General features: G+C 66.7%; 20 protein-coding genes. 8 read left to right on the top strand and 12 right to left on the bottom strand.

Annotation, left to right across the window (positions count from 1 at the left end; translation table 11 throughout):
• The first annotated feature begins 16 nt into the window (after positions 1 to 16).
• Together B4L26_RS06365 and B4L26_RS06360 are read left to right on the top strand one after the other, a co-directional pair.
• Complete coding sequence (locus B4L26_RS06365; protein WP_290717182.1) at positions 17 to 1,516, top strand: phytoene desaturase family protein; 1,500 nt, start codon at positions 17 to 19, stop codon at positions 1,514 to 1,516.
• A gap of 69 nt (positions 1,517 to 1,585) precedes the next feature.
• Entirely contained in the window at positions 1,586 to 2,059 is a 474-nt protein-coding gene (locus tag B4L26_RS06360) for a hypothetical protein (protein ID WP_290717179.1), read from the top strand.
• A gap of 3 nt (positions 2,060 to 2,062) precedes the next feature.
• On the opposite strand, the gene B4L26_RS06355 is transcribed toward B4L26_RS06360, so the two are convergent.
• From B4L26_RS06355 to B4L26_RS06315, 9 genes are all read right to left on the bottom strand, one after another.
• A complete protein-coding gene (locus tag B4L26_RS06355; protein WP_290717177.1) occupies positions 2,063 to 3,181 on the bottom strand; it encodes a DUF475 domain-containing protein in 1,119 nt (372 codons plus the stop codon).
• Between the two features lie 47 nt (positions 3,182 to 3,228).
• Positions 3,229 to 6,480, bottom strand: a complete 3,252-nt coding sequence (locus B4L26_RS06350) for a tetratricopeptide repeat protein (RefSeq protein WP_290717174.1) — start codon at positions 6,478 to 6,480, stop codon at positions 3,229 to 3,231.
• Between the two features lie 88 nt (positions 6,481 to 6,568).
• Positions 6,569 to 7,480, bottom strand: coding sequence for a DUF6745 domain-containing protein (locus tag B4L26_RS06345; RefSeq protein WP_290717172.1), 912 nt, complete (start codon positions 7,478 to 7,480; stop codon positions 6,569 to 6,571).
• A 275-nt stretch (positions 7,481 to 7,755) separates the two neighbouring features.
• On the bottom strand, positions 7,756 to 8,175 hold the full coding sequence (locus B4L26_RS06340; RefSeq protein WP_290717169.1) for a hypothetical protein: 420 nt from the start codon (positions 8,173 to 8,175) through the stop codon (positions 7,756 to 7,758).
• Between the two features lie 92 nt (positions 8,176 to 8,267).
• Positions 8,268 to 10,409: an AAA family ATPase gene (locus B4L26_RS06335; RefSeq protein ID WP_290717167.1), complete on the bottom strand. Its 2,142-nt coding sequence runs from the start codon at positions 10,407 to 10,409 to the stop codon at positions 8,268 to 8,270.
• A gap of 6 nt (positions 10,410 to 10,415) precedes the next feature.
• Positions 10,416 to 10,853, bottom strand: a complete 438-nt coding sequence (locus tag B4L26_RS06330; RefSeq protein ID WP_290717165.1) for a T3SS (YopN, CesT) and YbjN peptide-binding chaperone 1 — start codon at positions 10,851 to 10,853, stop codon at positions 10,416 to 10,418.
• A gap of 104 nt (positions 10,854 to 10,957) precedes the next feature.
• Complete coding sequence (locus B4L26_RS06325) at positions 10,958 to 11,371, bottom strand: hypothetical protein (protein WP_290717163.1); 414 nt, start codon at positions 11,369 to 11,371, stop codon at positions 10,958 to 10,960.
• Between the two features lie 242 nt (positions 11,372 to 11,613).
• On the bottom strand, positions 11,614 to 12,708 hold the full coding sequence (locus B4L26_RS06320) for an inositol-3-phosphate synthase (protein WP_290717161.1): 1,095 nt from the start codon (positions 12,706 to 12,708) through the stop codon (positions 11,614 to 11,616).
• Positions 12,701 to 13,303: a PadR family transcriptional regulator gene (locus tag B4L26_RS06315; protein ID WP_290717158.1), complete on the bottom strand. Its 603-nt coding sequence runs from the start codon at positions 13,301 to 13,303 to the stop codon at positions 12,701 to 12,703. Before B4L26_RS06315 ends, B4L26_RS06320 begins: the two co-directional genes overlap by 8 nt.
• A 175-nt stretch (positions 13,304 to 13,478) precedes the next feature.
• Between B4L26_RS06315 and B4L26_RS06310 the strand changes: the two genes are divergently transcribed.
• From B4L26_RS06310 to B4L26_RS06300, 3 genes are all read left to right on the top strand, one after another.
• Complete coding sequence (locus tag B4L26_RS06310) at positions 13,479 to 13,910, top strand: DUF5318 family protein (protein ID WP_290717155.1); 432 nt, start codon at positions 13,479 to 13,481, stop codon at positions 13,908 to 13,910.
• A gap of 67 nt (positions 13,911 to 13,977) precedes the next feature.
• Positions 13,978 to 16,209 (top strand): transglycosylase domain-containing protein, encoded by a 2,232-nt coding sequence (locus tag B4L26_RS06305; RefSeq protein ID WP_290717153.1) that lies wholly within the window; start codon positions 13,978 to 13,980, stop codon positions 16,207 to 16,209.
• 45 nt (positions 16,210 to 16,254) lie between these two features.
• Complete coding sequence (locus B4L26_RS06300) at positions 16,255 to 17,799, top strand: glycosyltransferase 87 family protein (RefSeq protein ID WP_290717151.1); 1,545 nt, start codon at positions 16,255 to 16,257, stop codon at positions 17,797 to 17,799.
• A 79-nt stretch (positions 17,800 to 17,878) separates the two neighbouring features.
• Here the strand turns inward: B4L26_RS06300 and B4L26_RS06295 are convergent, their stop codons facing one another.
• The 3 genes from B4L26_RS06295 to B4L26_RS06285 all read right to left on the bottom strand — a co-directional run bounded on the left by B4L26_RS06295 (position 17,879) and on the right by B4L26_RS06285 (position 21,602).
• On the bottom strand, positions 17,879 to 18,457 hold the full coding sequence (locus tag B4L26_RS06295) for a GNAT family N-acetyltransferase (protein ID WP_290717199.1): 579 nt from the start codon (positions 18,455 to 18,457) through the stop codon (positions 17,879 to 17,881).
• Positions 18,458 to 18,599: 142 nt separating this feature from the next.
• Entirely contained in the window at positions 18,600 to 18,989 is a 390-nt protein-coding gene (locus B4L26_RS06290) for a DUF1304 domain-containing protein (RefSeq protein WP_290717149.1), read from the bottom strand.
• A 1,119-nt stretch (positions 18,990 to 20,108) separates the two neighbouring features.
• A complete protein-coding gene (locus B4L26_RS06285; RefSeq protein WP_290717147.1) occupies positions 20,109 to 21,602 on the bottom strand; it encodes a hypothetical protein in 1,494 nt (497 codons plus the stop codon).
• Between the two features lie 148 nt (positions 21,603 to 21,750).
• Here B4L26_RS06285 and rpsF point away from each other — a divergent pair, with 148 nt between their 5' ends.
• The 3 genes from rpsF (at position 21,751) to rpsR (ending at position 22,937) form a co-directional block, all read left to right on the top strand.
• Positions 21,751 to 22,032: a 30S ribosomal protein S6 gene (rpsF, locus tag B4L26_RS06280; RefSeq protein ID WP_290717145.1), complete on the top strand. Its 282-nt coding sequence runs from the start codon at positions 21,751 to 21,753 to the stop codon at positions 22,030 to 22,032.
• 130 nt (positions 22,033 to 22,162) lie between these two features.
• A complete protein-coding gene (locus tag B4L26_RS06275; RefSeq protein ID WP_290717143.1) occupies positions 22,163 to 22,663 on the top strand; it encodes a single-stranded DNA-binding protein in 501 nt (166 codons plus the stop codon).
• Between the two features lie 19 nt (positions 22,664 to 22,682).
• Positions 22,683 to 22,937: a 30S ribosomal protein S18 gene (gene rpsR / locus B4L26_RS06270; RefSeq protein ID WP_290717141.1), complete on the top strand. Its 255-nt coding sequence runs from the start codon at positions 22,683 to 22,685 to the stop codon at positions 22,935 to 22,937.
• The last annotated feature ends 5 nt before the right edge of the window (positions 22,938 to 22,942 follow it).

Raw genomic sequence — 22,942 nt, 5'->3', positions numbered from 1 at the left:
TGTTGCATTCGCAATAGTGGCTGATCCGGCACCGTGCGATAGTGGCGCCGTGGAGTCGTCGCAGCGCACCGACACCGGCAGGTGGGACGCCGTCGTGGTCGGTTCGGGGCCCAACGGATTGACCGCCGCGGCGATGTTGGCGCGCGCCGGGCGCAGCGTGCTGGTGCTCGAGGCCGCCGAGACCGTCGGGGGCGGGACGCGCAGCACCGAACTCTTCGAGTCCGGCGTCGTCCACGACGTGTGCTCGGCCGTGCACCCGCTGGGCCGCGTGTCGCCCGCTTTCGCCGAGCTCGACTTGGCGTCGCACGGTCTTCGCTGGGCCACTCCCGACGCCTCGCTCGTGCACGTCTTCGACGAGGAGCGCGCACTGGCGGTGTTCCGTGATCCGCTGGCGACCGATCACGCGCTGGGCGTCGACGCGAAGTCGTGGCGACGGCTGGTCGGCGTCGACGCCGACCAGCTCGGCATGCTCGTCGACGAGGTGCTGCGCCCGATCGGCGTGCCCCGCCACCCGCTGCTGATGGCCCGGTTCGGGTTTCGCGCGCTGCAGTCGGCGGACCGCTTCACACGCGCCTTCGACGAGGAAGCGACGCGCACACTGTTCGCCGGGGTCGCCGCGCATGCGATCGTGCCTCTGTCGACCGCCGCGTCGAGCGCGCCCGGATTGATGCTGCTGGCTCCGGCATCGGTGACCGGCTGGCCGATCGCCGTCGGCGGGTCGCAGTCCATCGCCGATGCACTGGTGTCGTGTCTGCTCGCGGCGGGCGGTGTGATCGAGACCGGGCGACGCATCAACTGCTTCGACGACCTCCCACCGGCCCGTCAGTACTACTTCGACACGTCTATTCGCGGCCTCGTCGCCATCCTGGGCGAACGGATCCCGCCGCGCGTCCGACGCGCCTACGAGCGTTGGCGCTACGGCCCCGGGGTCTGCAAGATCGACTTCCTGCTGTCCGAACCGATCCCGTGGCGGACACCGCTGCCGTCGCGCACCGCGACCATCCACGTCGCGCAGGACTACGCCCAGATCGCCGACGCGGAGAGCGCCGTCGCGCGCGGGCAGCATCCGGTGCGGCCGTGGCTGCTGGCCGGGGAGCCGACGCGGATCGACCCGTCACGGGCGGGGGATGCAAACCGGCACGTCGCCTGGGCGTACTGCCACGTGCCCAACGGGTCGTCGCGCGACCTGGGCGAGGAGATGATCGCCGAGTTGGAGCGCTGCGCCCCCGGTTTCCGCGACGTCATCGTCGCGTCGCAGGTCACGACCGCAGAGGAGATCGGCGAGCACGACGCGAACTTCGTCGGCGGTGACATCGGGTCGGGGGCCAACTCCCTGCGGCAACTCGTCGCACGCCCGCGCCTGTCGGCGAATCCGTTCCGCCCGAACCCGTACGCGACCGGCGTTCCCGGGGCGTACCTCTGCTCGTCGGCGACCGCCCCCGGTGGCGGCGTCCACGGCATGAGCGGCTATTGGGCGGCGAAATTCGGGCTGCGTGATCAACGCGGTCGTTTGTGACGTTCTCGTGGTAAAGATCAACCGCATAGTGACCCCTCGTTGTCAGAGCGCGGGGTTAGCGTGCGACTCATGGAGTACATGCTGCGACGCCGACCGTTCGACGAATCGCTCCTGTCGGGTTCGGTGCGGGCAATCGAGCGCATCGTCGACGAGGATGAGGCCGTCAGCGCCGTCGCTGACGCGTTACGCGACTTCGGTCTGGCCGACGATGAGGACGGTTCCGAGTTCCTGATCCTGGCGCAGGCCGACAACCGCGCACGCACGATTGGTCCATGGCTGGTCAACACCGTCCAGGCCGCGGGTTGGGACGGCGAATTCGTACTCGAGTTCATCGTCGAGGACGAGACCGGCGACCCCGACTCGTACCGCAGCGTCCGGTTGGCCCACCGCGACACCGTCGACTACGACCCCGACAACCCGAACACGTTCGACCGCAACACGGTGATGTGCCTGGCGAACTGCTTCATCCACCGGCACGATTTGACCCGCCACTTCCAGCTGGTGGAGGTCTGGAATGCGCTCCACGGTGAGGTCTTTACGTAGGGCTCAGCCCTCGACCGCCTCCAGCGCCGCGTCCTTCTTCCGGAACCGGACGCTCCACACGAACGACGCGAAGATGATGACGACGCCCGTCAGGCCGGTGACGACCTCGGGGATGTGGTGGCCGATGGACACCAGCAGCATCGCGGCGAGGGCGCCGATCGCCCAGTGCGCGCCGTGCTCGAGGTACACGTACTGGTCCAGGGTCCCGCGCCGCACCATGTAGACGGTCAGCGAACGGACGAACATCGCACCGATCAGGCCCAGGCCCAGCGCGATGATGATCGGGTCGGCGGTGATGGCGAAGGCGCCGATCACACCGTCGAAGGAGAACGACGCGTCGAGCACCTCGAGGTAGAGGAACAGCATGAACGCGGCCTTGCCGGTGGCCAGCGCGGCCGCACTCGGACCCGAGGACCCAGATGCCCCCGAGGACTCACCGTCGTCGAGCTCGTCCTCGGGTGGATCGAGGTGGAAGTAGTTCGACAGTCCGTTGACCACGAGGTAGGTCAACAGGCCGAGGACGCCGGCGATGAGGACGACATGGCGGTCGGCCGGTTGGGCGAGGAACTGCGCAGTGGCCACCAGGACGATCAGCGCGAAGATGGTCGACGCCTGGTCGAGACGCCCGGCCCGCGCGAGCGGCTTCTCGATCCAGCTGATCCAGGTGCGCTCCTTTTGGCTGAGCGCGAAGTCGAGGAACAGCATCAGTAGGAACATCCCGCCGAACGCCGCGATCTGCGGGTGGGCCGCGGTGATGATCTCCTCGTAGGTCTTACTGCCATCAGTCGGCGGGTTCAATGCCAGGCGAATCGCCTCGACCGGACCCAGCCGCGGATTGGTCGTCGCCCACACGATCAGCAGCGGGAACACCAGGCGCATACCGAAGACGGCGATCACGATGCCGACGGTGAGGAACATCCGCTGCCAGAACAGGCTCATCCGGCGCAGGATCGACGCGTTGATGACCGCGTTGTCGAACGACAGCGAGATCTCCAGGACGCCGAGGATCAGCACCAGGAGCACGGCCTGCGCGGCCCCCAGCGGCGACGTTCCGCCGTAGAAGTAGGCGGCGATGACCGCCGCGACGGAGACGACGACGGAAAGCCCGAAAATACGGATCACAAAGTCATTGTCGCAGGCAGGGAATCGGCATCCGGACCCCGACACAACTACGACTGCTCGACCACCGCACCTTCAGTCCGGGCGCGCGCTGCCGCCTCACCATCACCGAGCTCGTCGCAACGGTCGGCCAGGAACGCCAGCGAATTGGCGAGGTTGTCTCTGGCAACCTTGCGGCCCGACCCGGTCTCGTACAGGTCCCGCGCAACGGCGACGGCCTCTTCTGCGGCGTTCCGCGAGGCCTGCGCGTCCCCACGCTCAAAGTGGACGGTGGCGATGTTGTCCCAGGCCACATAGGCGTCCAATAGCCCCAGCATCGACGTCGGCTCCTGGGCGAGCCTCTCGCGCGCCAATTCCAATGACTCCCCGAACGCCTCCATGGCACCGTCGAGGTCGCCGTCCGCCTGGCGGACGACACCCACGCTGGTCAGTGCGACGACGAGCAGGCGGACAACCTCCGCCGACCCCGGCTGGGCGTCGACCATTCCGCGGACCATCGACAACTGCTCGTCGAACAGCCGCAGAGCGCCAGCCAGATCACCGGCCGCGTCGTGCATCCGACCCACGTCGTTCAGTGCAACAGCGAGCTGCAACCCTGCCGTCATCGAACCGGGGTGTGCCCGCATCTGCGCACGCGCCAAATTCAGCGACTCCTCAAATGCTCTCCGGGCACCGGCCTGATCACGCTGCGCTTCCCGCACCCGGCCCAGGCAGTTCAACCCGAACATCAGTCCGCCGGAGAATCGCGCCGTATCCGGATCGGCCTCGAGGGCCGCCCGCCGAAGTTGCACCGACTCCGCGTAGGCGTGCGCCGCGGCATCCCACTCACCACGTGCCTCCCGTACTCGCCCGACGTTGGCCCACGCAATGCCCAGTTCCAGCCCGAGCTCCGCCGAATCCGGCTCCGCAGCCACCGCCGCGCGGCGCAGGTCCAGTTGCTCGGAGAAGACCGTCAGCGCCCCCTCAAGATCGTTCAGCGCGATCCGCAAATCGCCGACGCGGCTCATCACCGAAGCGGCCTGGGCCTCGGCGCCAGAACTGCCCGATGCAACCTCGGCGCGTGCGACCGCCAATGACTCCGAGTACGCGTCGAGCGATTCCTGGAGCTCACCCACCTGATGTAGTTCGGTGCCCAGGTTGGCCAGGGCGATGGTGACCGCCTCGGCGTTGGTCGGCCCTTCACCATCACGGACGACGCCGAGCAGGGCACGACTCAGCGCCACGCGGTCGAGCGGCAGCACGTGCCGTCGATCGACGATGGTCTGGGCCCGCAACAGCAAGTCCAGCCCGTCGACGGTCAGTTCTGAACGGTCCACGCCGCCGACCATCGCGATCCCCTCGCTCGGGTGCGCATCGACCGCACGCATGAGCACCAGGCCGAGCCCGGACGGCACATGGTTCAGCGCGCGCTCCAGCACCCTGGGCAAGTCGAGGGTGCCGCCCTGCGCGGGTTCGGCCGACGCGTAGACGGCATGCCACGCGGCGTCGCACGCATCGACGTCGTCCCACGCGTCATCGGCCTCAAGGACGCCGACGATGCTGGTGTGCACGTCGGGCCCGGCGAATCCGGCCGCGCGGCGCTGCAGCGCGGCATGGGCGAAAGCGATCCGTCCGGCAGCATCGACCGTCCGCATCTGATCACCGAGAACGCGCTGTGCGACGGCAACCTTATGAGCGGCATCGGGGTCGTCGGGCATTAGTGCCGCGAGGTCACTCGGCGCGAAGCCCGACCGCACCGTCGCCAACGCCCCGAGTAAGACCGCGGCCGCGTAGTCACCGATGCGCTCGCCGACGCGTCCGAGGAACACCCCGGCCACGTCCTCGGCGTCGGCGGGCAGCGCGGTGACCCGGTCCATCAGCAGCCGCTCGATCGCGGCGGCCTGATCGGCATCGCCGGCGATCGACGCGAAGTCGTCGCCGTCGAGGTCGGCCAAGAGGTCCACGGCGAGTCGGACCCACAACGGTGAACGCGGTACCGCCCCGATGACAGTGAGCACCGGTGCCGGCAACTCCCGCCCGGACCGTCCCGCCCAGGTCTGCGCCGCCTGCACGGCGAGTTCCGACGACAGATCTCCGACGGGGACGATCTCAGCGTCGGCATCGGCGAGGACCTGCGCCTGCTCCGGGTCGGTCGTCGAGCACACCAGTCCGATGCCGGGCGGGACGACGCGCGCCGGCCACACATCGAGCCTGCTCTGATCGTCGGCCAGGAGATCGAGCGCATCGATGACGACGACCAGACGTCCGGGCAACGCAGCCGCCGCCTCGGTCAACAAGTCTCGCCACACCGCAATCGTGAGCGGATCACCGGGGTTGCGGTCCGGCGCCAGCGTCTGTCCGATCACCGACTCGAGTTGCTCGACGAGCCGCAGGACGACGTCGCGCCCGGACACCCCCGTCGTGGACGCTCCGAGCAGCGCCGACACGACCGCTACGTCCGATTGCGCGCGCAGCTGCTCCTCGACACCGCACAGGATCGTCGACTTACCGGTTCCCGACTCCCCGACCACGACGAGTCGACCACCGTCGACGGCGCGCTCGACGAGATCAGCAATCAGCTCCTCACGGCCGATCGCCAGGCGGTGGTCGTCGCGGAACAGGAGCTCCTGCCCCGACCACCCCGACCCCGACTCGGCGATCACCTGCTCGGCGCGTCGGCGCACCGGTCCGGCCAACGTCTCGACCATCAGGTCCTCGAACGAGACCGACTCACCCCCGACGACAACGACATCCAGCGCCACCGTCTGGCCATCGGCTGCGGCCTCGTAACGGATCGTCGACACACGCTTCGACGCTGCTTTCGCAGCGACCTCCGCGCGGAACGCGACGACCCGGTCACGATCCGGATCAACCCATTCATCCGGCGCCTCACCGATGAGGTCCCGGAATACGACGAGGTGCTCACCGTCGGGAGCCGAGTCCCACAGCATCCCGAACCCGAACTCCAGCTCGGTGACCGACAGCCCCTCGACGCGCTGCGACGCCGGCACTCCGGCCTGATCGGCCACCCACCGCGCATGCACGCCGTCGGGGATGTAGCCGACGCGCTCACCGACCAGCCCGACGAACAGCGGCCGCGCCCGCGCGACCTGCTGCAGGCACACGTCGACGACGCGACGCGCGGCTTCCTCCTCGTCGACGCCGGTGGTGTCGACGCCCCACCGCAGGTCGATGATCTCCACGCGGCAGCCCAGGTCCTTCAGTTGCTCGTCGAGCCGTTCGCGCACACCGGCGGCCAGCACGTCACGCTCCCCGTGAAAATCACGGAACGTCGACGACACGAAGACCGGGACGACAGCCACGAAACCCCCAACGACGAAACCGGACCAATCGGTTCAGATTACGGAGTCGGTGTATCCAGGCCCCGAGCCGGCGTATCGAGACCCGGGCCTAGCGCCGCACCTGCAGCTGGCGGTACACGCTGGCGGGCACGCCGTAGGTTTCGGCGATCGCTGCGACCGGATCGTCAACGTTGCCCGCAACGAGGACGCCGTATCGCCGTCTAGTGCCATCACGCTCGTCGGAACCATTGGTGCACAGGCACACCCGCAGCCCCCTGGGGAAATTGGGGTCGTGCATCTTCTCGGGCAGTTCGTAGAGCTGCAGGGTGTGCGGATCGTTGCCCGGGTCGGGCACCTCGGCGATCAACGTCGCATCAGCCTCGGCCAGGAACCGCTCCCACCCCATCTGCTCAGCGGCACAGCGCCGCACCTCGACGTTGCGCTCGGCCAGAATGCGCGCCACCGACCACGGTTGACCGTGGACCATGTCCGGCGGAACCAGCGTCCCGTGCGACGCATAGACCACAAAGCTGTCGGCGAACATCAACGCCGGACCGTCCTCACAATGCAACCGCCCCACCGCATCGCGCGCTATCCCGGTGGGCCGCTCCGCCAGAACGACAGCGTCCTCCATCGGCCACCAGAACCCCACCGCGGCAGTCACCGCCGCCACCGCGCGCAACCGATCGGCACCTGCGGCACCGTCAAGCGTCAGCTGATCAGTGTCAGCCGCACCGTCAAACGCCAGCTGACACGTCAGCCGCGCGATCCACTGACCGTCCTGCCAAGCGCTCAACTCACCGGGCACCTCCGGCGACATCGCATCCGCGCTGTCGGGAAAAGCGGCGCCGAGCCATCCGCTGCGCTGGTCCCACATCAGTCTGTCGAGTTCAAAGCCCAACGTCGGGCTCACCCGCGCCTCCAATGCCTGCCACACCCGCACGTCTTGCTCAGCCGGTGGGCGCCCCCTCGCCGGAGACGCCAGCAGAAACCGGTCACGCAAGTCAAACCGCAACTGCATGCGCATATCGTGCTGGAGGTGTTGCCGTCCCACCCCCAAACCCGTGGCCCGCAAAGCGCCATCCAGTGGAGATTGCGCCCACTCGACAGTCGTCGGCGGATCGAAGCCGAACGCCCGATAAACCCGCTCGACGAGATACTCCACATCCGCGCGATCACACCGATCGGTCGACAGGGCGCGCCTACCCCAGAACTCGCCGATCCGACCGGCATAGTCACGCTGCCCAGCAGTCAACTCACCGTCCGGGCCAAACCGGCTCAGATCCTCCACTGCACTCAATCCGCGACCGGCCGCCCGAACTCACCCTGACGACGGAACGCAAACGTCCCCTCACCCACCAAAAGCCCACCGTGCTCCTCGTGACTCAGAAACACCTCCGACCCCGCCGGCACCGTCAACACACCCACCAGCAACCCATCAAAGAACTCGTCAGAGAACTCGTCTCGGTCATCGGCCCGCCAAAACGCCGGCCCGTTCGGATGCAACGAATGCGTATTCGGCGACACCTCCGATTCGACGAGGACCACCGTCGACGGCATCGCCTGAGTCGCAGGCTCCTCGTCGTCGACCCGTACGACGAGGACATCGCCCTGCGCACCCGCGACCGTCACCAATGGGATCTCCGCATCACGATCCAGATGTTCCAGCACCCGCTTACCTGTCAGCTCCACCATGTCGGCAATCGTCTTAGGCATCCGTCATCCTTCCGTCGCGAGGAAACCCACAGTAGCGACGAACCCGGACATCGCCGCCAGGCTCAACCGGGGTTCATCCCTTTGGGCCCAAGTCACGCCTCGCTAATGACGACCTCACCGTCGCGGACGCTGGCGCGGACCGACGAGACACCGCGCTCGGAGAACCTCACCAGCTCACCGAGGAGGCGCCGCTCGATGTTGCGCTGCAGATGCCGCGCACCGTAGGCCGGGTCGTAGCCGGTCGTGGCGAGCCATTCGATGACATCGTCGTCGACGGTGACCGTCCAGCCTCGGCTGGCGAGCATCGCGACCGCGCCGTCGACCTCCACCCGCGCGATCTCGGTGATCGACTCCGGCGAGAGCGCCTCGAACTGGGCCACCTCGTCGATCCGGTTCAGCAGCTCCGGCGGCATCGTGTCCTTCAACGCATCCAGCGCCAACGCGCGTGAACGCTCCGCACCCGCGGACACTCCGAACCCGATGGGCTTCGAATTCGATTCCCGCACACCGATGTTGCTCGTCATTACGACCACCGCATCGCGGAAGTCCGCGGTCACGCCACGGCTGTCGCTCAGACGCCCGGCGTCGAAGACCTGGAGGAAGACGTTCCACACGACGGGGTGCGCCTTCTCGATCTCGTCGAGCAGCACCACACACCGCGGCAGGTTCGCCACCTTGGTGGTCAACCAGTCGTCGGGGGTATCGGAGCCGACATACCCGGGCATCGGCCCGGTCAGCCGGCTCACGCCCCAACTGTCGGAGTACTCCGACATGTCCAGCCGGATCAGCGCATCCTCGCCGCCGTACTCCACCCGCGCGATTTCGCGGGCGAGTTCGGTCTTGCCCACACCGGTCGGTCCGACGAAGAGGAACACGCCGTTGGGCCGCTCGGGCCGCAAATCCAGGTTGGACCTAGTCAGCGCCAACCGTCTGGTGACGGCCTCGATCGCGGAATCCTGACCCTTCACCCGCGCCTTCATAACCGCCGACATCTCTTCGACGCGACTGCGCAGCGCCGGCGCTGATCCATCGCGATGCAAGTCCAGCATCGTCGCGGTATCGCGGCCCTCCACCGCCGCCCGGGCCAACGCCAAATCCAATCGCCGCGCGGCCAACCCCGGATGCACGACCTTCTCCGTGCGCGCTGGTGGCGCCGCCACCGCCACCAGCAACTCGGCGTCGGGAGTGACGCCCTCATACCGCGCGGTGACCTGCTCGACGGCCCGATCGATCGCCGACTTCGCCGACGTCTCGTCGAGCGTCCGCAACGGCACAAGGTGCCCGAAATCGGCTACGTACGTCTCGAACCGCCCAATACTCGACTGCTCCAACAGCACGACGACCCGTGCCTTCGTGCAGTCACTGGCCCCGCGCAACGCGCGCAGCATCTCGACCAGCGGATGTTGGTCGCGCAGCATGGCACGACGATCAAGATCGTCGACGACGATCACCGAGTCCTCCGGCGCCTGCCGCAGCAGGCGGTAGAGATCGTCGGGGCTCAAGTCCTGGTCCTGCGGCACCTCGAACACAGCCAGGTCAATGCCTGCGGCTTCTAGCACCAGCGGCAACCCGCGGATGAAACTCGTCCGCCCCGAACCGCGCTCACCGGTCACGACGATCGGCCCCGCCGACTCCGCCAACAGCAGTGCGGCCACCTCCCGGTGCTCGGCCTCGCGGCCGACGATCGCCTCGGCTTTCACGCGCTTGGCCAGGCCGAGAATCTGCTCGCGGTCGCGGGCGGGCTTCTCGCCTTCGGGGACCGACGAGGAGGCCGTCCCTCCGTGCTCGACAGCGGACCCTCCTGCCGGGGTTCCATCCGCGACACCGGCATCCTGCTCCGCCGAATCCGTCCCGGCGACGTCCTCGACCGCACCGGCGGCACCGGAACCGCCGCCGGTAGTCGGTACGACTGCCGGCGAGGCCCCCTTGGTGAGCACGACGGACGGGCCATCAGGCGCTGCGGAGATGAGTTCCTTCAGCTTGGCGAGGATCTCCACGTGCGACCCCGCGTCGAGCACCTCGCGCACGCCGGCCTCGTCGCCGATGAACTCGGCGTCGCCGAGCCGCTTCTCGATGGGACGCAGCCCCTCGTCGCCGAACTCCTCGTCGAACTCGGTTGGCCACCGCCGCGCCAACACGACCGCGAGATGCAGATAGCCGGGGCTCTCACCGCCCCAGCGCTTCACCTCCGACCGAGTCGCATCGACGATGAGTTCGGTGTCGCTGCCTGCCACGGGCGATCAGCCTTCTTCGTGGAAGCGCTCGCCGCCGAACTCCGCCTTGAGCTCGTCGTCGACGTCGTCGGCGACATTGGCCAGGAGCAGCACCGTCTCGACGAGTTCTGCCTCGTCGAGGTAGTCGCCCAGCAGGTTGTGCTCCAACGCGACCATCACCATGGTGGGGTCCTCGACTGCCCGCAGATAGATCGTTCCGAATACGTACTGCCCGGCCAGGAACGCGATCCGCTCGTAGAGCTCGGGCGAGCGGCGGACGTCGAAGAGCACCGGGATCTCGATCTTCACCAGGGTGTGGGTCTCGCGCCATTCGGAGACGTCGACGAAAACGCGCGCCGAGCCGTTGCGCACGCTGAACCCGCCCTGTTTGGTCAGTGTGACGTTATTCAGATTCCCGACGAGGATCTGCTGGATCTTGTTCTTGACGGCGTCGACGTTGGCCATGTGTCTGCTCCGATAGTGGTGGGGACGTGGGATGGTGCCCGAAATATATCGGCGCCCACCGACATCCGCAGCCCCTTAGATTCGGAAGCCCAGATCAAAGAGCCTCAGAACGAGAAGCAGAGCCCGAACGCCACGAGGCCGTTGGAGACGGAAACCGTGATGGGCTTGCTGTAGACCATCCGCCCGCGCGTCGGCTGCACCGCCATCAGCGTGCGACGACCCGGCTGGGTCGGCGTCCACACCAGGATCGCGGTGTCGGCGGAGGGGATGGCCGTGGCGACCGTCGGTCGGTACTGCGAGCCGGGGGTGCTCTCCACCAGCCGGACCGGAGTCGTCGCGTCGTCGACCTTCACGCGGACCTCGTAGTGGCACCCGACGGTGTAGTTCGAGAACGACGACGGTGCGGCAATGTCGACACTCGAGCGGACGGTCGCACCGGCTTGCGGGGCGACAGGTGCGGCAAGGGTCGCGGCGGCAAGGCAGGCCGCCGCGCCGACCACGGCGGTAGTCATCTTCACCGTCGAACACTCCTTATAAGTCCACGAGAGCGGATTCCACCTACAGGATGCGCCACAAATACCGGCACATACCCGCGAAATCACTGTGAGGTCGCTGTGCATGTGGGTCCGCCCTGAACCCTGCCAAATAGCCAAGCTCAGAGGGAGGTGCTCCCTCAGGCCCTCCATATTCGGCCGATGTCCGTGACCCCAACGCCAAGAGCCCCCACCCGGACGGGCAGGGGCTCCTGGAGTAACCGTTCTTACTCGGCGCCGATGATGAACGCCTCGAGCTGAGCGCGCGCGACGTCGTCGGCGATCTGCTCCGGCGGGCTCTTCATCAGGTAGGCCGAGGCCGGCAGGATCGGGCCGCCCAGGCCACGGTCCTTGGCGATCTTCGCGGCGCGCACGGCGTCGATGATGATGCCGGCCGAGTTCGGCGAGTCCCACACCTCGAGCTTGTACTCCAGGTTCAGCGGCACGTCACCGAAGGCACGACCCTCGAGGCGGACGTAAGCCCACTTGCGGTCGTCGAGCCACGCGACGTAGTCCGACGGGCCGATGTGGACGTTCTTGTCGTAGACCTTGCCGGCCAGCGAGCCGTTCAGGTTGCTGGTGACGGCCTGGGTCTTGGAGACCTTCTTGGACTCAAGGCGCTCACGCTCGAGCATGTTCTTGAAGTCCATGTTGCCGCCGACGTTGAGCTGGTAGGTGCGGTCGAGGGCGACGCCGCGATCCTCGAACAGCTTGGCCATCACGCGGTGGGTGATGGTCGCGCCGACCTGGCTCTTGATGTCGTCACCGACAATCGGCACACCGGCGTCGGCGAACTTCTTCGCCCACACGGGATCCGACGCGATGAAGACCGGCAGGGCGTTGACGAAGGCGACGCCCGCGTCGATGGCGCACTGCGCGTAGAACTTGTCAGCCTCTTCCGAGCCCACCGGCAGGTAGGAGACGAGCACGTCGACGTCGGCATCCTTGAGCGCCGCGACGACGTCCACACCGGTGCCGTCGGCCTCGGTGATGGTCTCCTTGTAGTACTTGCCGAGACCGTCGAGGGTGTGACCGCGCTGCACGGGCACGTTCAGCGGCGGCACGTCGCAGATCTTGATGGTGTTGTTCTCCGACGAGTTGATCGCCTCGGAGAGGTCGAAGCCGACCTTCTTGGCGTCGACGTCGAAAGCGGCGACGAACTCGACGTCGCGCACGTGGTACTGACCGAACTTGACGTGCATGAGGCCGGGAACGGTCCCGTTCTCATCCGCGTCGCGGTAGTACTCGACTCCCTGGACCAAGGATGAAGCGCAGTTTCCCACGCCCACAATGGCCACACGAACCTTATTGGGCTCACCCATGGTCGGGCTCTCCTTTTCTTCTCGACGTCGACGCCTTGCGCGCCCCCGTCGTCGTCTTCGTTGGGGTTTCATCCGCGTCAGAGGCTTCTGCCGCGATGAGTTCGTTGAGCCAGCGGACTTCGCGTTCGCTGGATTCCAGGCTCAGCTCGTGGAGCTGTCGGCTGTAGCGGTCATCGGCGCGACCGGTCCGGCCGAGCATTTCGCGCAGCCCTTCCCGTCGTTCCTCGACCTGCCGCCGGCGACCCTCGAGAATGCGCATCCGCGCCACAGCCGGGGTGCGACTGAAGAACGCGAGGTGCACACCGAAGCCGTCGTCGGTGTAGTTCTGCGGACCGGTGTCGGCGACGAGCTCGTTGAAGCGAGCCCGACCGGCCTCGGTCAGCACATAGACCCGACGACCACGACGCACCTTGATGCCATCGGGACTCGTGTCTTCGACGATCAATCCATCGGCCTGCATCCGGCGCAGCGTGGGGTAGAGCGAGCCGTACGAGAACGCACGGAACGCACCCAGCAGTCCGGTGAGCCGCTTGCGCAGCTCGTAGCCGTGCATCGGCGATTCGAGCAGGAGGCCGAGAATTGCCAGTTCGAGCAAAACCGCCTCCTTGTCTCTAGAACACACGTCGAGCGTGTGATCGGGCCTATCACAGTGAGCCATCAGATCGATGCTGTGTCTAAATGTATCGCACCGATATATAGAACCGCCAGCCGGGTGGCCGAGATCACTGACCTGCGCAGCGCGCACAGACCACGCGAGTACTCTCTGACCCATGGCGGCCCCCAGTCACGACACCCCCGCGTGGGACGAGGCTGCGCCCCGGCAGGTCGTCGACTACGCCCTCCGACGACGAGCCCGCCTCGCCGAGGTCAACTCCGGCCGCGTCGGCATCGGCGAGGTCTGCGACGCCAATCCGTACCTGCTCAGGGCCGCGGCATTCCACGGCGCACCGTCGGACATCACGTGCCCGATCTGCCGCAAGGAAACGCTCACGATGGTGTCGTGGGTGTTCGGCGATCGCCTGGGGCAGGCCTCGGGATCGGCGCGCTCGGCCGCCGAGATCGAACTCCTCGCCCATAAACACGCGGAGTTTTCCGTGCACGTCGTCGAGGTCTGCCGGACCTGCCACTGGAACCATTTGGTGCGCTCCTACGTTTCCGGCCTGAAATCGTCGCCGTCGCGAACGCGTAAAATGGCGAAGTGATCCTCGCGCCGACCGCATACTGTCGTGAACCCGACAGCGCGCGGCGCGGCACGCGGAAAGGCAATGTATGAGCAGCGCTAACGAGCCCCCCAAGCGCACAACCCCCAGTTCGGGCACTACTTCCGGATCGGCTGCGAGCAAGTCGCTGGCAACCGCCAAAGAGAAGGCGACCGCCGCCAAACAGAAGCGGATCGCCTGGGGAGTCGGCTTTGTCGGCGCCTTCATCCCGGTGATCGCCGTCATCGGAATCCTGGCGTTCCTGATCACCTACGTGTTCGCACACGTGCCCGCATCGGGTGAGATCAAACACAACCAGGTCGCCAACATCCTCTACGCCGACGGCAGCGTCATGACCAAGGTCATCCCGCCGGAGGGCAACCGCACCGACGTCAAGATCACCGACATCCCGATCTCACTTCAAGAAGCCGTCATCGCTGCCGAGGACCGCGAGTTCCGCAGCAACTCCGGCTTCTCCATCCGCGGCCTGTCCCGCGCCGTCGTCGGCAAGCTCACCGGCCGCGAGGACGCCGGCGGCGGGTCGACGATCACCCAGCAGTATGTGAAGAACGCCCTCGTCGGCGATGAGCACTCGTACAAGCGGAAGTTCGTCGAGTTGGCCATGGCCACCAAGATGAGCAACGAGTGGACCAAAGACGACATCATGGCCGCCTACCTGAACACGATCTACTTCGGTCGTGGCGCGTACGGCGTGGCCGCCGCCTCACAGGCCTACTTCCGCAAAGACGTCCGCAAGCTGACCACCGAGGAGTCGGCGGTCCTCGCGGCGTCGATCCGCTCGCCAGCAAACTACGACCCCCAGACCAACCCCGAGCTGGCACGCCAGCGCTGGGACTACGTCCTGGACGGCATGGTCTCGATCGGCGCGATCACGCAGGCCGAACGCGACACGATGAAGTACCCCAAGGTGGTCAAGTACACCGAGGGCGGCGCCCAGCAGGACGACGGTCCGATGGGGCTGGTCAAGCGCCAGGTCCTCGCCGAGCTCGGCACCCTCAACATCACCGAGCAGCAGGTCCGCACCGACGGCCTCAAGATCACCACCACGATCAAGAAGCAGAACCAGAAGGCGCTCGTCGACGCGGCCAAGAGCAAGCTCGCCGACTATCCCAAGACCACGCGCACCGGCATCGTGTCGATCGACCCGTCGACCGGCGGCATCTCGGGCTACTACGGCGGCACTGACGGCCAGGGTTGGGACTACGCGAGCGCCGGCCTGCAGACCGGTTCGTCGTTCAAGGTGTTCGCGCTGGTCGCCGCGCTCGAACAGGACATCCCACTGTCGAAGATCTACAGCTCCTCTGAATACGAGGGCTCCGGTGGGCTCGTCGTGAAGAACTCCGACGGTGAGTCGTGCGGGTCGTGCAACCTGGCGACGGCGATGAAGATGTCGCTCAACACCGTCTACTACCGGCTCATGATGGACCTGCGCGGCCAGGCTCAGGCCGTCGCCGACGCCGCACACAAGGCCGGTATCGCCGAGAGCTTCGGCGACATCGCGCACACGCTGCAGGAATCCAACGGCGGCGTCGAGGGCGGCGTCGTCCTGGGCCAGTACGTGTCCCGCGTCCTCGACATGGCGTCGGCGTACGCGACGCTCGCCGCGTCGGGCATCTACCGCCAGCCGCACTTCGTGACGAAGGTCGAGACCAACGACGGCACCGTCCTCTTCAACCGCAAGCCCGATCCCGGCAAGCGCGTCTTCGCCGCGAAGGTGGCCGACAACGTGACTGCGGCGCTCGAGCCGATCGCCGGGTACTCCAACGGCAACAGCCTCTACGACCCCACCTACGGGTACCGCCCGTCGGCCGCGAAGACCGGTACCGCCCAGCTCGGCGACACCGGCCAGAACAAGGACGCCTGGATGGTCGGGTACACCCCGCAGCTGTCGACGGCAGTCTGGGTCGGCACCGACAAGGGCACCGCGCTGAAGAACTCGTGGGGCGGCCCGGTGTACGGCTCAGGTGTGCCCGCGCAGATCTGGAAGGCGTCGATGGACGGCGCGCTCGAGGGCCAGCCGATCAAGCAGTTCCCGACCCCCGAAGCCGTCGGAGGTCAGGCCGGCGTGCCCTACGAGGCGCCACCGCCGCCGCCCGCGACCAAGTCGCGCTCCCGTGATCGCGACCGCCCGCGTCTGCCGGGCGAAGGTGAGGACGGCAATATCACCGTCGCACCGGGTATCACCATCCCCGCGCCCGGCGGCCGTCCACAACAGCGTGGGCGCCCGCAACCGAACCGTCCGCAGCAGCGCGGTCGGCCGGGTCCGCGCTGGGGCTTCTGACGCGTGGAGTCCCCCGCGCCGCTGGCGCCCGACCATGATCGGTCTGTGCGACGTTGGGCTCCGTCGCTGCACGATCCGCTCGTAGCACCGGCAGCAGGGCGGATCGGCGGTCCGCTCGGCGCGCACGCCGCAGTCGGTCGCGCACGGTTCTCCGCGTTACGCGTGCTCTTCGTCTTGGCGTTGTTGGCGCTGGCGGTCGGGTGGTCGGGCAAGACGGCGTGCCTGCAGGAGACCCCGGACAAGGCGGGGTCATCAGCGGCGGTCTCGTCGACGCGGGTCTCCTCGTCGCACCCCTCGGCCGACGATGGCAAGCACCTCAACTGGGCCAACCAGCGCGAGTGGTACTCGCTGTGCTTCACCCGCATCCCGCCGACGTACACGCGCAAGCATCTCGGTGACGGCGTGCCGTTCTGGACGTCGTGGAGCGAGACGGTCGACGGTAAGACGGTCGTTCGCCGGATGGACGACCCGGTCGGGTCGAGCATGGTCGCCTACGCCGCGGCCCGCGCGACGGCGGGTTGGCAGGAGCTGCACGAGCGGTGGGGCATTCCGTCGGCGATCAGTCCGGTCGTGTTCTTCAACGTCATGGCGGTGGTGCTGGCCCTGTGCTGGCTGGTGACCATCTGGGCGTTGGTCAAGCTCGCCGGGGATCGACGCTGGTTCGTGTGGGTGGCCGCACTGTCTCCAGTGGTTTTCGTCCACGCGTTCACCACGTTCGACCTCCTTACCGTCGCGCTGGTGATGACCGGCCTGCTCGCGTGGGACCGTCGACGGTCGTGGCTTGCGGGCGTGCTGTTGGGGCTGTCCGTGACGACGGCGTCCTGGCCGTTGCTCGTCATTTTCGCCATCCTCATCGACGCCGTGGTCGGTGCGCGGCGAGGTCGACTGGACCCCGACGGTGGTCGAGTGAATCCCGAGTTTGCGAGGGATTTGTATCGAGACCCCACCCCGCGCGACACGATCCCGCGCCTGATGGTCGCGGCGATGGTGACCTGGCTGGTCGTGAACGTGCCCGTGATGATCGGCGCTCCCGACGGGTGGGTTCAGTATTGGCGTACCTGGTCGGCGCGGGGGCCCGAGCCCGACAGCATCTACGGCGCCATCGCCTCGCTGACGAAGCTGAATGTGAACGTCACCGTGGTGAACGTGGTCAGCCTGGTGTTGTCGACAGCGATCGTCGTAGCGGTAGTAGTCACCGTGTCTCGCGCACCCCGGCGGATGAACGTGTACGCCATCGCCTTCCTGCTGATCTCCGCAGTGCTGATGGTCGCGAAAGTCTGGCCCCCGCAGTCCGCGCTGTGGTTGATCCCGCTGGCCGTGCTCAGTGTGCGTTCGAGTCGGGTGCTGATGGCCTGGATGGTCGTGGAGGCGCTGGCGTGGGTGCCGCGCGCGGGTGTGTATTTGGCCCCCGAGCACCACTGGTTGCCGCCACAGGTCTACTCGCTGGCCGTGGTCGTGCGTCTGATCGCGCTGGCGGGCGTGTGCCTGCACATCGTGTGGGAGCACTACGACCCGGTGGATGACGCCGCTGCCCCAGCGCTGGACGATTCCCCCAACGCATCTGGCCACTCACCAGCGACCGTGACCTGATCACCCCGAATCCTGACAACTAGCGCGCCGCAAAGGGAGATCCTCCCTTTGCGGTCCGACCCTCGACAGGTTTCAGTGGCTAGTCGATCCTCGCCAACAACCCCGCCTTCACTTCGGGCCAGGCGTCATCGGTGACTGCGTACTGCGCGGTGGTGCGCCACCCGTCACCGAACCTCCGGTGTTTGCGCAGCAAGCCCTCGAACTGCGCGCCCAGTTTGGCGATCGCTGCGCGCGACTGTGCGTTGTCCTCGTGCGTGTGCCACACGACGCGGACAGCGCCACACTTCTCAAAGGCATGTTGGAGCAATAGGTACTTGCAGGTCGGATTGACCACAGTCCCCTGCACCGAGTCGGTGTAGAAGGTGTACCCGATCGCGGTGGCCATGTTGGCCCGGTCGATTTCGTAGTAGCTGGTCGATCCGACGATTCGGTCGCCGTCGAGAACCGCGAACGCGGTCCGCGTCCCGGCCGCGCGAGCATCCAGTGCGGTACTGATGAAGTCCCGCGCTGACGCGATATCTGTCGGGACGCCCGGCGCCCACTTGAACAGCGCGGGATCGTCGACCAAACCGCCCAACGCCTCGGCATCGGCCATCTCCAGCGGCCGCAGCCGCACATTTCCGTATTCGAGAGTCGGTGCCCCCAACCACTGATCGATCACGACTCAACGCTACGACGTCGCGGCGTCCGCACTCGAGCGAGGTCACGCCTAGAGGGCGCAAATGACCCTACGAGCGACGTCAGACCGATAGGGCTGACAACCAGCGGCTCCGGCTCCGGCTCCGGCGGCTCCGGCGAGATCACACGAGCAAGCCGAGGACGAGCAGCACTATAGCGACCAACGGCAATGCACCCTGGTTGACTGCCGGTTTCCGGCGCGACGGCCCCGACAGGCCCAACACGAGCGCCGCCCCGAGCATCGCCCCGACCCCGGCGAGCGCCAGCGTCACGCCGACCGCTCGGTGATCGGTTGTCCAGACGATCACCGCGCCCACGACGACCATCACGGCCAGGAACAAGTTGTAGAAGCCCTGGTTGTAGGCCATCTCGCGGGTCGCTTCGGCTTCTTCCTTGCTGGTACCGAACACCGACCGCGCCGCTGGCGCCGTCCACGCGATCGACTCCAAATAGAAGATGTACACATGCAGCGCGGCGGCCCCGAGCGCCACGACCAATCCAGCGGTCAGCATGCGGCCAGTATGCGCCCTGAAACCTGACAACTGGGGACGGTCCGAGGGAGGATCTCCCTTTTCGTCCCAGCCATCTGCAGATTCCAGGTCACACCCAACGACACCCGACGGAACCGTCCGACCCCCGACTGCGTCCAAGGGAGCATGGATGTAAGCATCTGGCGCACCGCCGAACTGCTCGCGCGCGGCCTCACCGAATGGCAAATCCGGAAAGCCGTCCGCAGAGGACAGCTCGAACGCCTCCGACAGGGGTGGTACGCGTCGCCACTCCCGTCCCACCGGCGACCACCCAAACCGGGCCATCCCGCCCCTGGGTCCAACCTCGGTGATCCCGCCCATCGACTCGCCGTCGCCGAGGAGGCGGCGCGTATCGCCATTCGGTACGGCGGCGTTCTGAGTTGCGTATCCGCACTCGCAGCCCACGGGGTGTGGATAGCCCCACGCCACCGAAGGGGACGGGTGGTCCACTATCGGCTCGGTCGCCATCAGGAGAATTCGCGAGTTCGCAAATGCCGAGGCTGGGGACCCACACCGCCGGCACATCATGCGATCGATTCGATTCCCGTCGCGCTCGCGTGCGCAAGCAGATGCTTGCCTGAGGATGAGTGGATCGCCGCGGTAGACAGTGTCTACAACCAAAAGCTCCTCAACGAGCGAGAACTCCGCGAGTCATGGGGCTTCGTTCCGCCGCGAACTGAAAAGATGCTGGCCAAGTGCGACGCCGAAGCTCAATCCGGCACCGAATCGATCGCCCGTGTCCGGCTCCGCGCTGCCGGGTACCGGGTCACGCCGCAAGCCCACATACCTGGGCTCGGACACGTCGATCTACTCGTTGGGGACCGCTTCATATTCGAATGCGATTCGGAGACCCACCACAGCAGCGAGGAACAACTCGCCGAAGACGCACGCCGTGATGGGGTCGCACTTCAACTCGGGTACATCCCACGCCGCTACCGTCTCAAACGCATCCTCAACGAATGGCCGAGCGTCCTAGCCGAGATCCGCGCTTTCACCAGCAAAGATCGGCATCGCCGCCGAGGAGCCGATCCCACGCCGACCTGAATGGCCACCGAAACCTGTCGACAGCTGCGATAGAAAGGGAAATGCTCCCTCCGCAGGTCAACCAGACGCAGGTATCGGGGCCTTCACACCGGGCACACGCGCAACGTCGGGCACGCGGAAGCCAAACGACGCGAACGGCTCTCGCGGCGCAGCCTTGACGAACGCGAAGATCAGATAGACCAGCAGTACAGCGTGCACCCACACCCCGAAGTTCACGCCCCCGATGACCCACCACTTCATCGGCGGGTGCGACGGATCGTTGATGATGCCGAACAGCCGGAAGATCGTCAGGTCCAGCGACAGGTCCGCCAGCAGGTACGCGACGATCACCGGCCACCGGATCTTCAGCAGCGCGAAGAACGGCAGGATCCACAGCGTGTACTGCGGTGAATGCACCTTGTGGAACACCATGAACCCGGCGAGCATCGCACCGCACACCCCGATCCACGGGTACACGCCCAGTGTCACCTTGTCAGGGCTGTACACCCGCCAACCGAGCCACAAGGCGAGGACGAACGACCCGACGATGAGTAGCGGCGACGCGACGCCGACAAAGGAGTTCAAACCGTCCGACGTCCCCCAATGCCCGGGGATTCCGCCCGTCAGGTGCCGCCATCCCCAGTACCAGATCGAGTTGGTATCGACGTCGGCCTTGCGCTTGCCCTGGAACGACAGCGCTGCCCGCCACCCCTCCCAACCCAGCACCATGAACGGCCCTTGGGTGGCGACGACCGTCGCCGTCGCGGCGCCGGCGGTGTACCAGAAGCCACGCCAGTCCAAATCCGCCGGCACGTCCTTCGGCGAGCGGAACCGGCTGACGAATCCGCCCCCGCGCGTCAGCACGTACAGCGCCAGCGGCAGAACGAAGAAGCCCGGATACATCTTCAGGCTGAAGCCGATACCAAAGAGGATGGCCGCCCACACCGCCGCGGTGCGCAGCGACAGGCGCGGATTGCCATCGGCGTCGAGGGACGCACCATAGGCGACGACGGCGATGCCGCCGACGCAGGTCGCGACGACCGGGAGCTCCCAGTTGTGGAAGGCGTAGAGCACCAGCGGCGGAGTCGCTGCCCACAACAACGCCCACCAGCGCACCAGGTACACGAGCAGCAGCGTGACGACGATGCCGAACGGCGCAAGGATGATCACCGAGTGGATGAAGAATGCGCGGTCGGTGTGCGCGCCGATTGCCCCGAGCCACATCAGCATCCCCGACAGCACGGGGTACTCGACAGACCCGCCGACGAGGTGGCCATTCTCGGTGATCGCCCCGCTCAGATACGGGAAGACGTGATTGTTGATCTCGCGCCCGGTCCAGAGGTTCATCATGTCCGAGTAGCAGGGAATCACTGCGTGGGGATCGCCGATCGGCCAACGCCGCGACCGCCCCTCCGCATTGAACGGCGCACCGCCACACACGACCTTCGCCGAATAACTCCACGCCATCGCGAGGCAGGTGAACAGGACCGATACCACCGATGCAAGGACTGCTTCGCCGCGGCGAGTGCGGTCCAGCGGGCCCAGCACGACGTCGGAGGCGGCGGCAGACATGCGCTATACGTTATCCGCCAACCACCGCGCGACCACGATTTCGCAGGTCAACCGGTCCTCATGTATCTTGGAGCGGTTGCCGACGCAGGCGACCCTCCTGCCGCGGACAGTCCGCGGCCGATTAGCCCATAGGAGGTGATGTGGTCTTATGCGTCACTACGAACTGATGGTGATCCTCGATCCGAGCTTGGACGAGCGCACCGTCGCCCCCTCCCTGGATACCTTCCTCAACGTCGTCCGTAAGGATGGCGGCACCGTGGACGGTGTCGACATCTGGGGCAAGCGCCGTCTTGCCTACGAGATCGAGAAGAACAGCGAAGGCATCTACGCCGTCATCGATCTGAACGCCGAGCCGGACACGGTCAACGAGCTCGACCGTCAGCTGAAGCTGAACGAGTCGGTGCTTCGGACCAAGGTCCTGCGCAAGTGAGCGTGCGCGACTTCGCGTAATGCTCGCGGATGTCGGTGCCTCTCCCTAGGCTGGGCGATGACCCAGACCGGGAACGGCACGTCGAACTCGCGCCGCCCATCCGAAACACCACACCTCGAGGGATAAGCACATGGCTGGAGAAACGGTAATCACCGTCGTCGGGAATCTGACGGCCGACCCCGAACTGCGTTTCACGCCGTCCGGTGCCGCGGTCGCCAACTTCACGGTGGCGTCGACGCCGCGCACCTTCGACCGTCAGACCAACGAATGGAAAGACGGCGAGGCGCTGTTCCTGCGGTGCAACATCTGGCGCGAGGCCGCCGAGAACGTCACGGAGTCGCTCGTCAAGGGCACCCGCGTCATCGTTTCCGGCCGCCTCAAGCAGCGCTCTTTCGAGACCCGTGAGGGTGAGAAGCGGACGGTGTACGAGCTCGACGTCGATGAGATCGGCCCTTCGCTGCGGTATGCGACCGCCAAGGTCACGCGCGCTTCGCGCGGTGGCGGCGGTGGCGGCTTCGGTGCGGGCGGCGGCAGCCGTCCGACGTCGAGCCAGCCCGTGGCGAACGAGGACCCGTGGGGCAGTGCGCCCCCGGCGGGTTCCGGCGGTGCCGGCGACGAACCACCTTTCTGAGATCTATCTGGAGTAATTCATGGCAAAACAAAAGGGTCGGAAGCCCCGCATCGAAAAGGTCGTCAAGGCCAAGGCGTGCAGCTTCTGCAAGGACAAGGGCCAGGTCATCGACTACAAGGACACCGCGCTTCTGCGTCGGTTCCTGTCGGACCGCGGCAAGATTCGGTCGCGTCGGGTGACTGGTAACTGCGTGCAGCACCAGCGCGACGTCGCGATCGCCGTCAAGAACTCGCGCGAGGTGGCGCTGTTGCCGTTCACCTCGTCGGGCCGATAAGCGGA

The organism is Gordonia sp. UBA7599 (assembly GCA_002477755.1).
Classification (GTDB): domain Bacteria; phylum Actinomycetota; class Actinomycetes; order Mycobacteriales; family Mycobacteriaceae; genus Gordonia.
The sequence above is the reverse complement of the archived record's forward strand: the minus strand, read 5'-3'. Positions and strand labels throughout refer to the sequence as shown.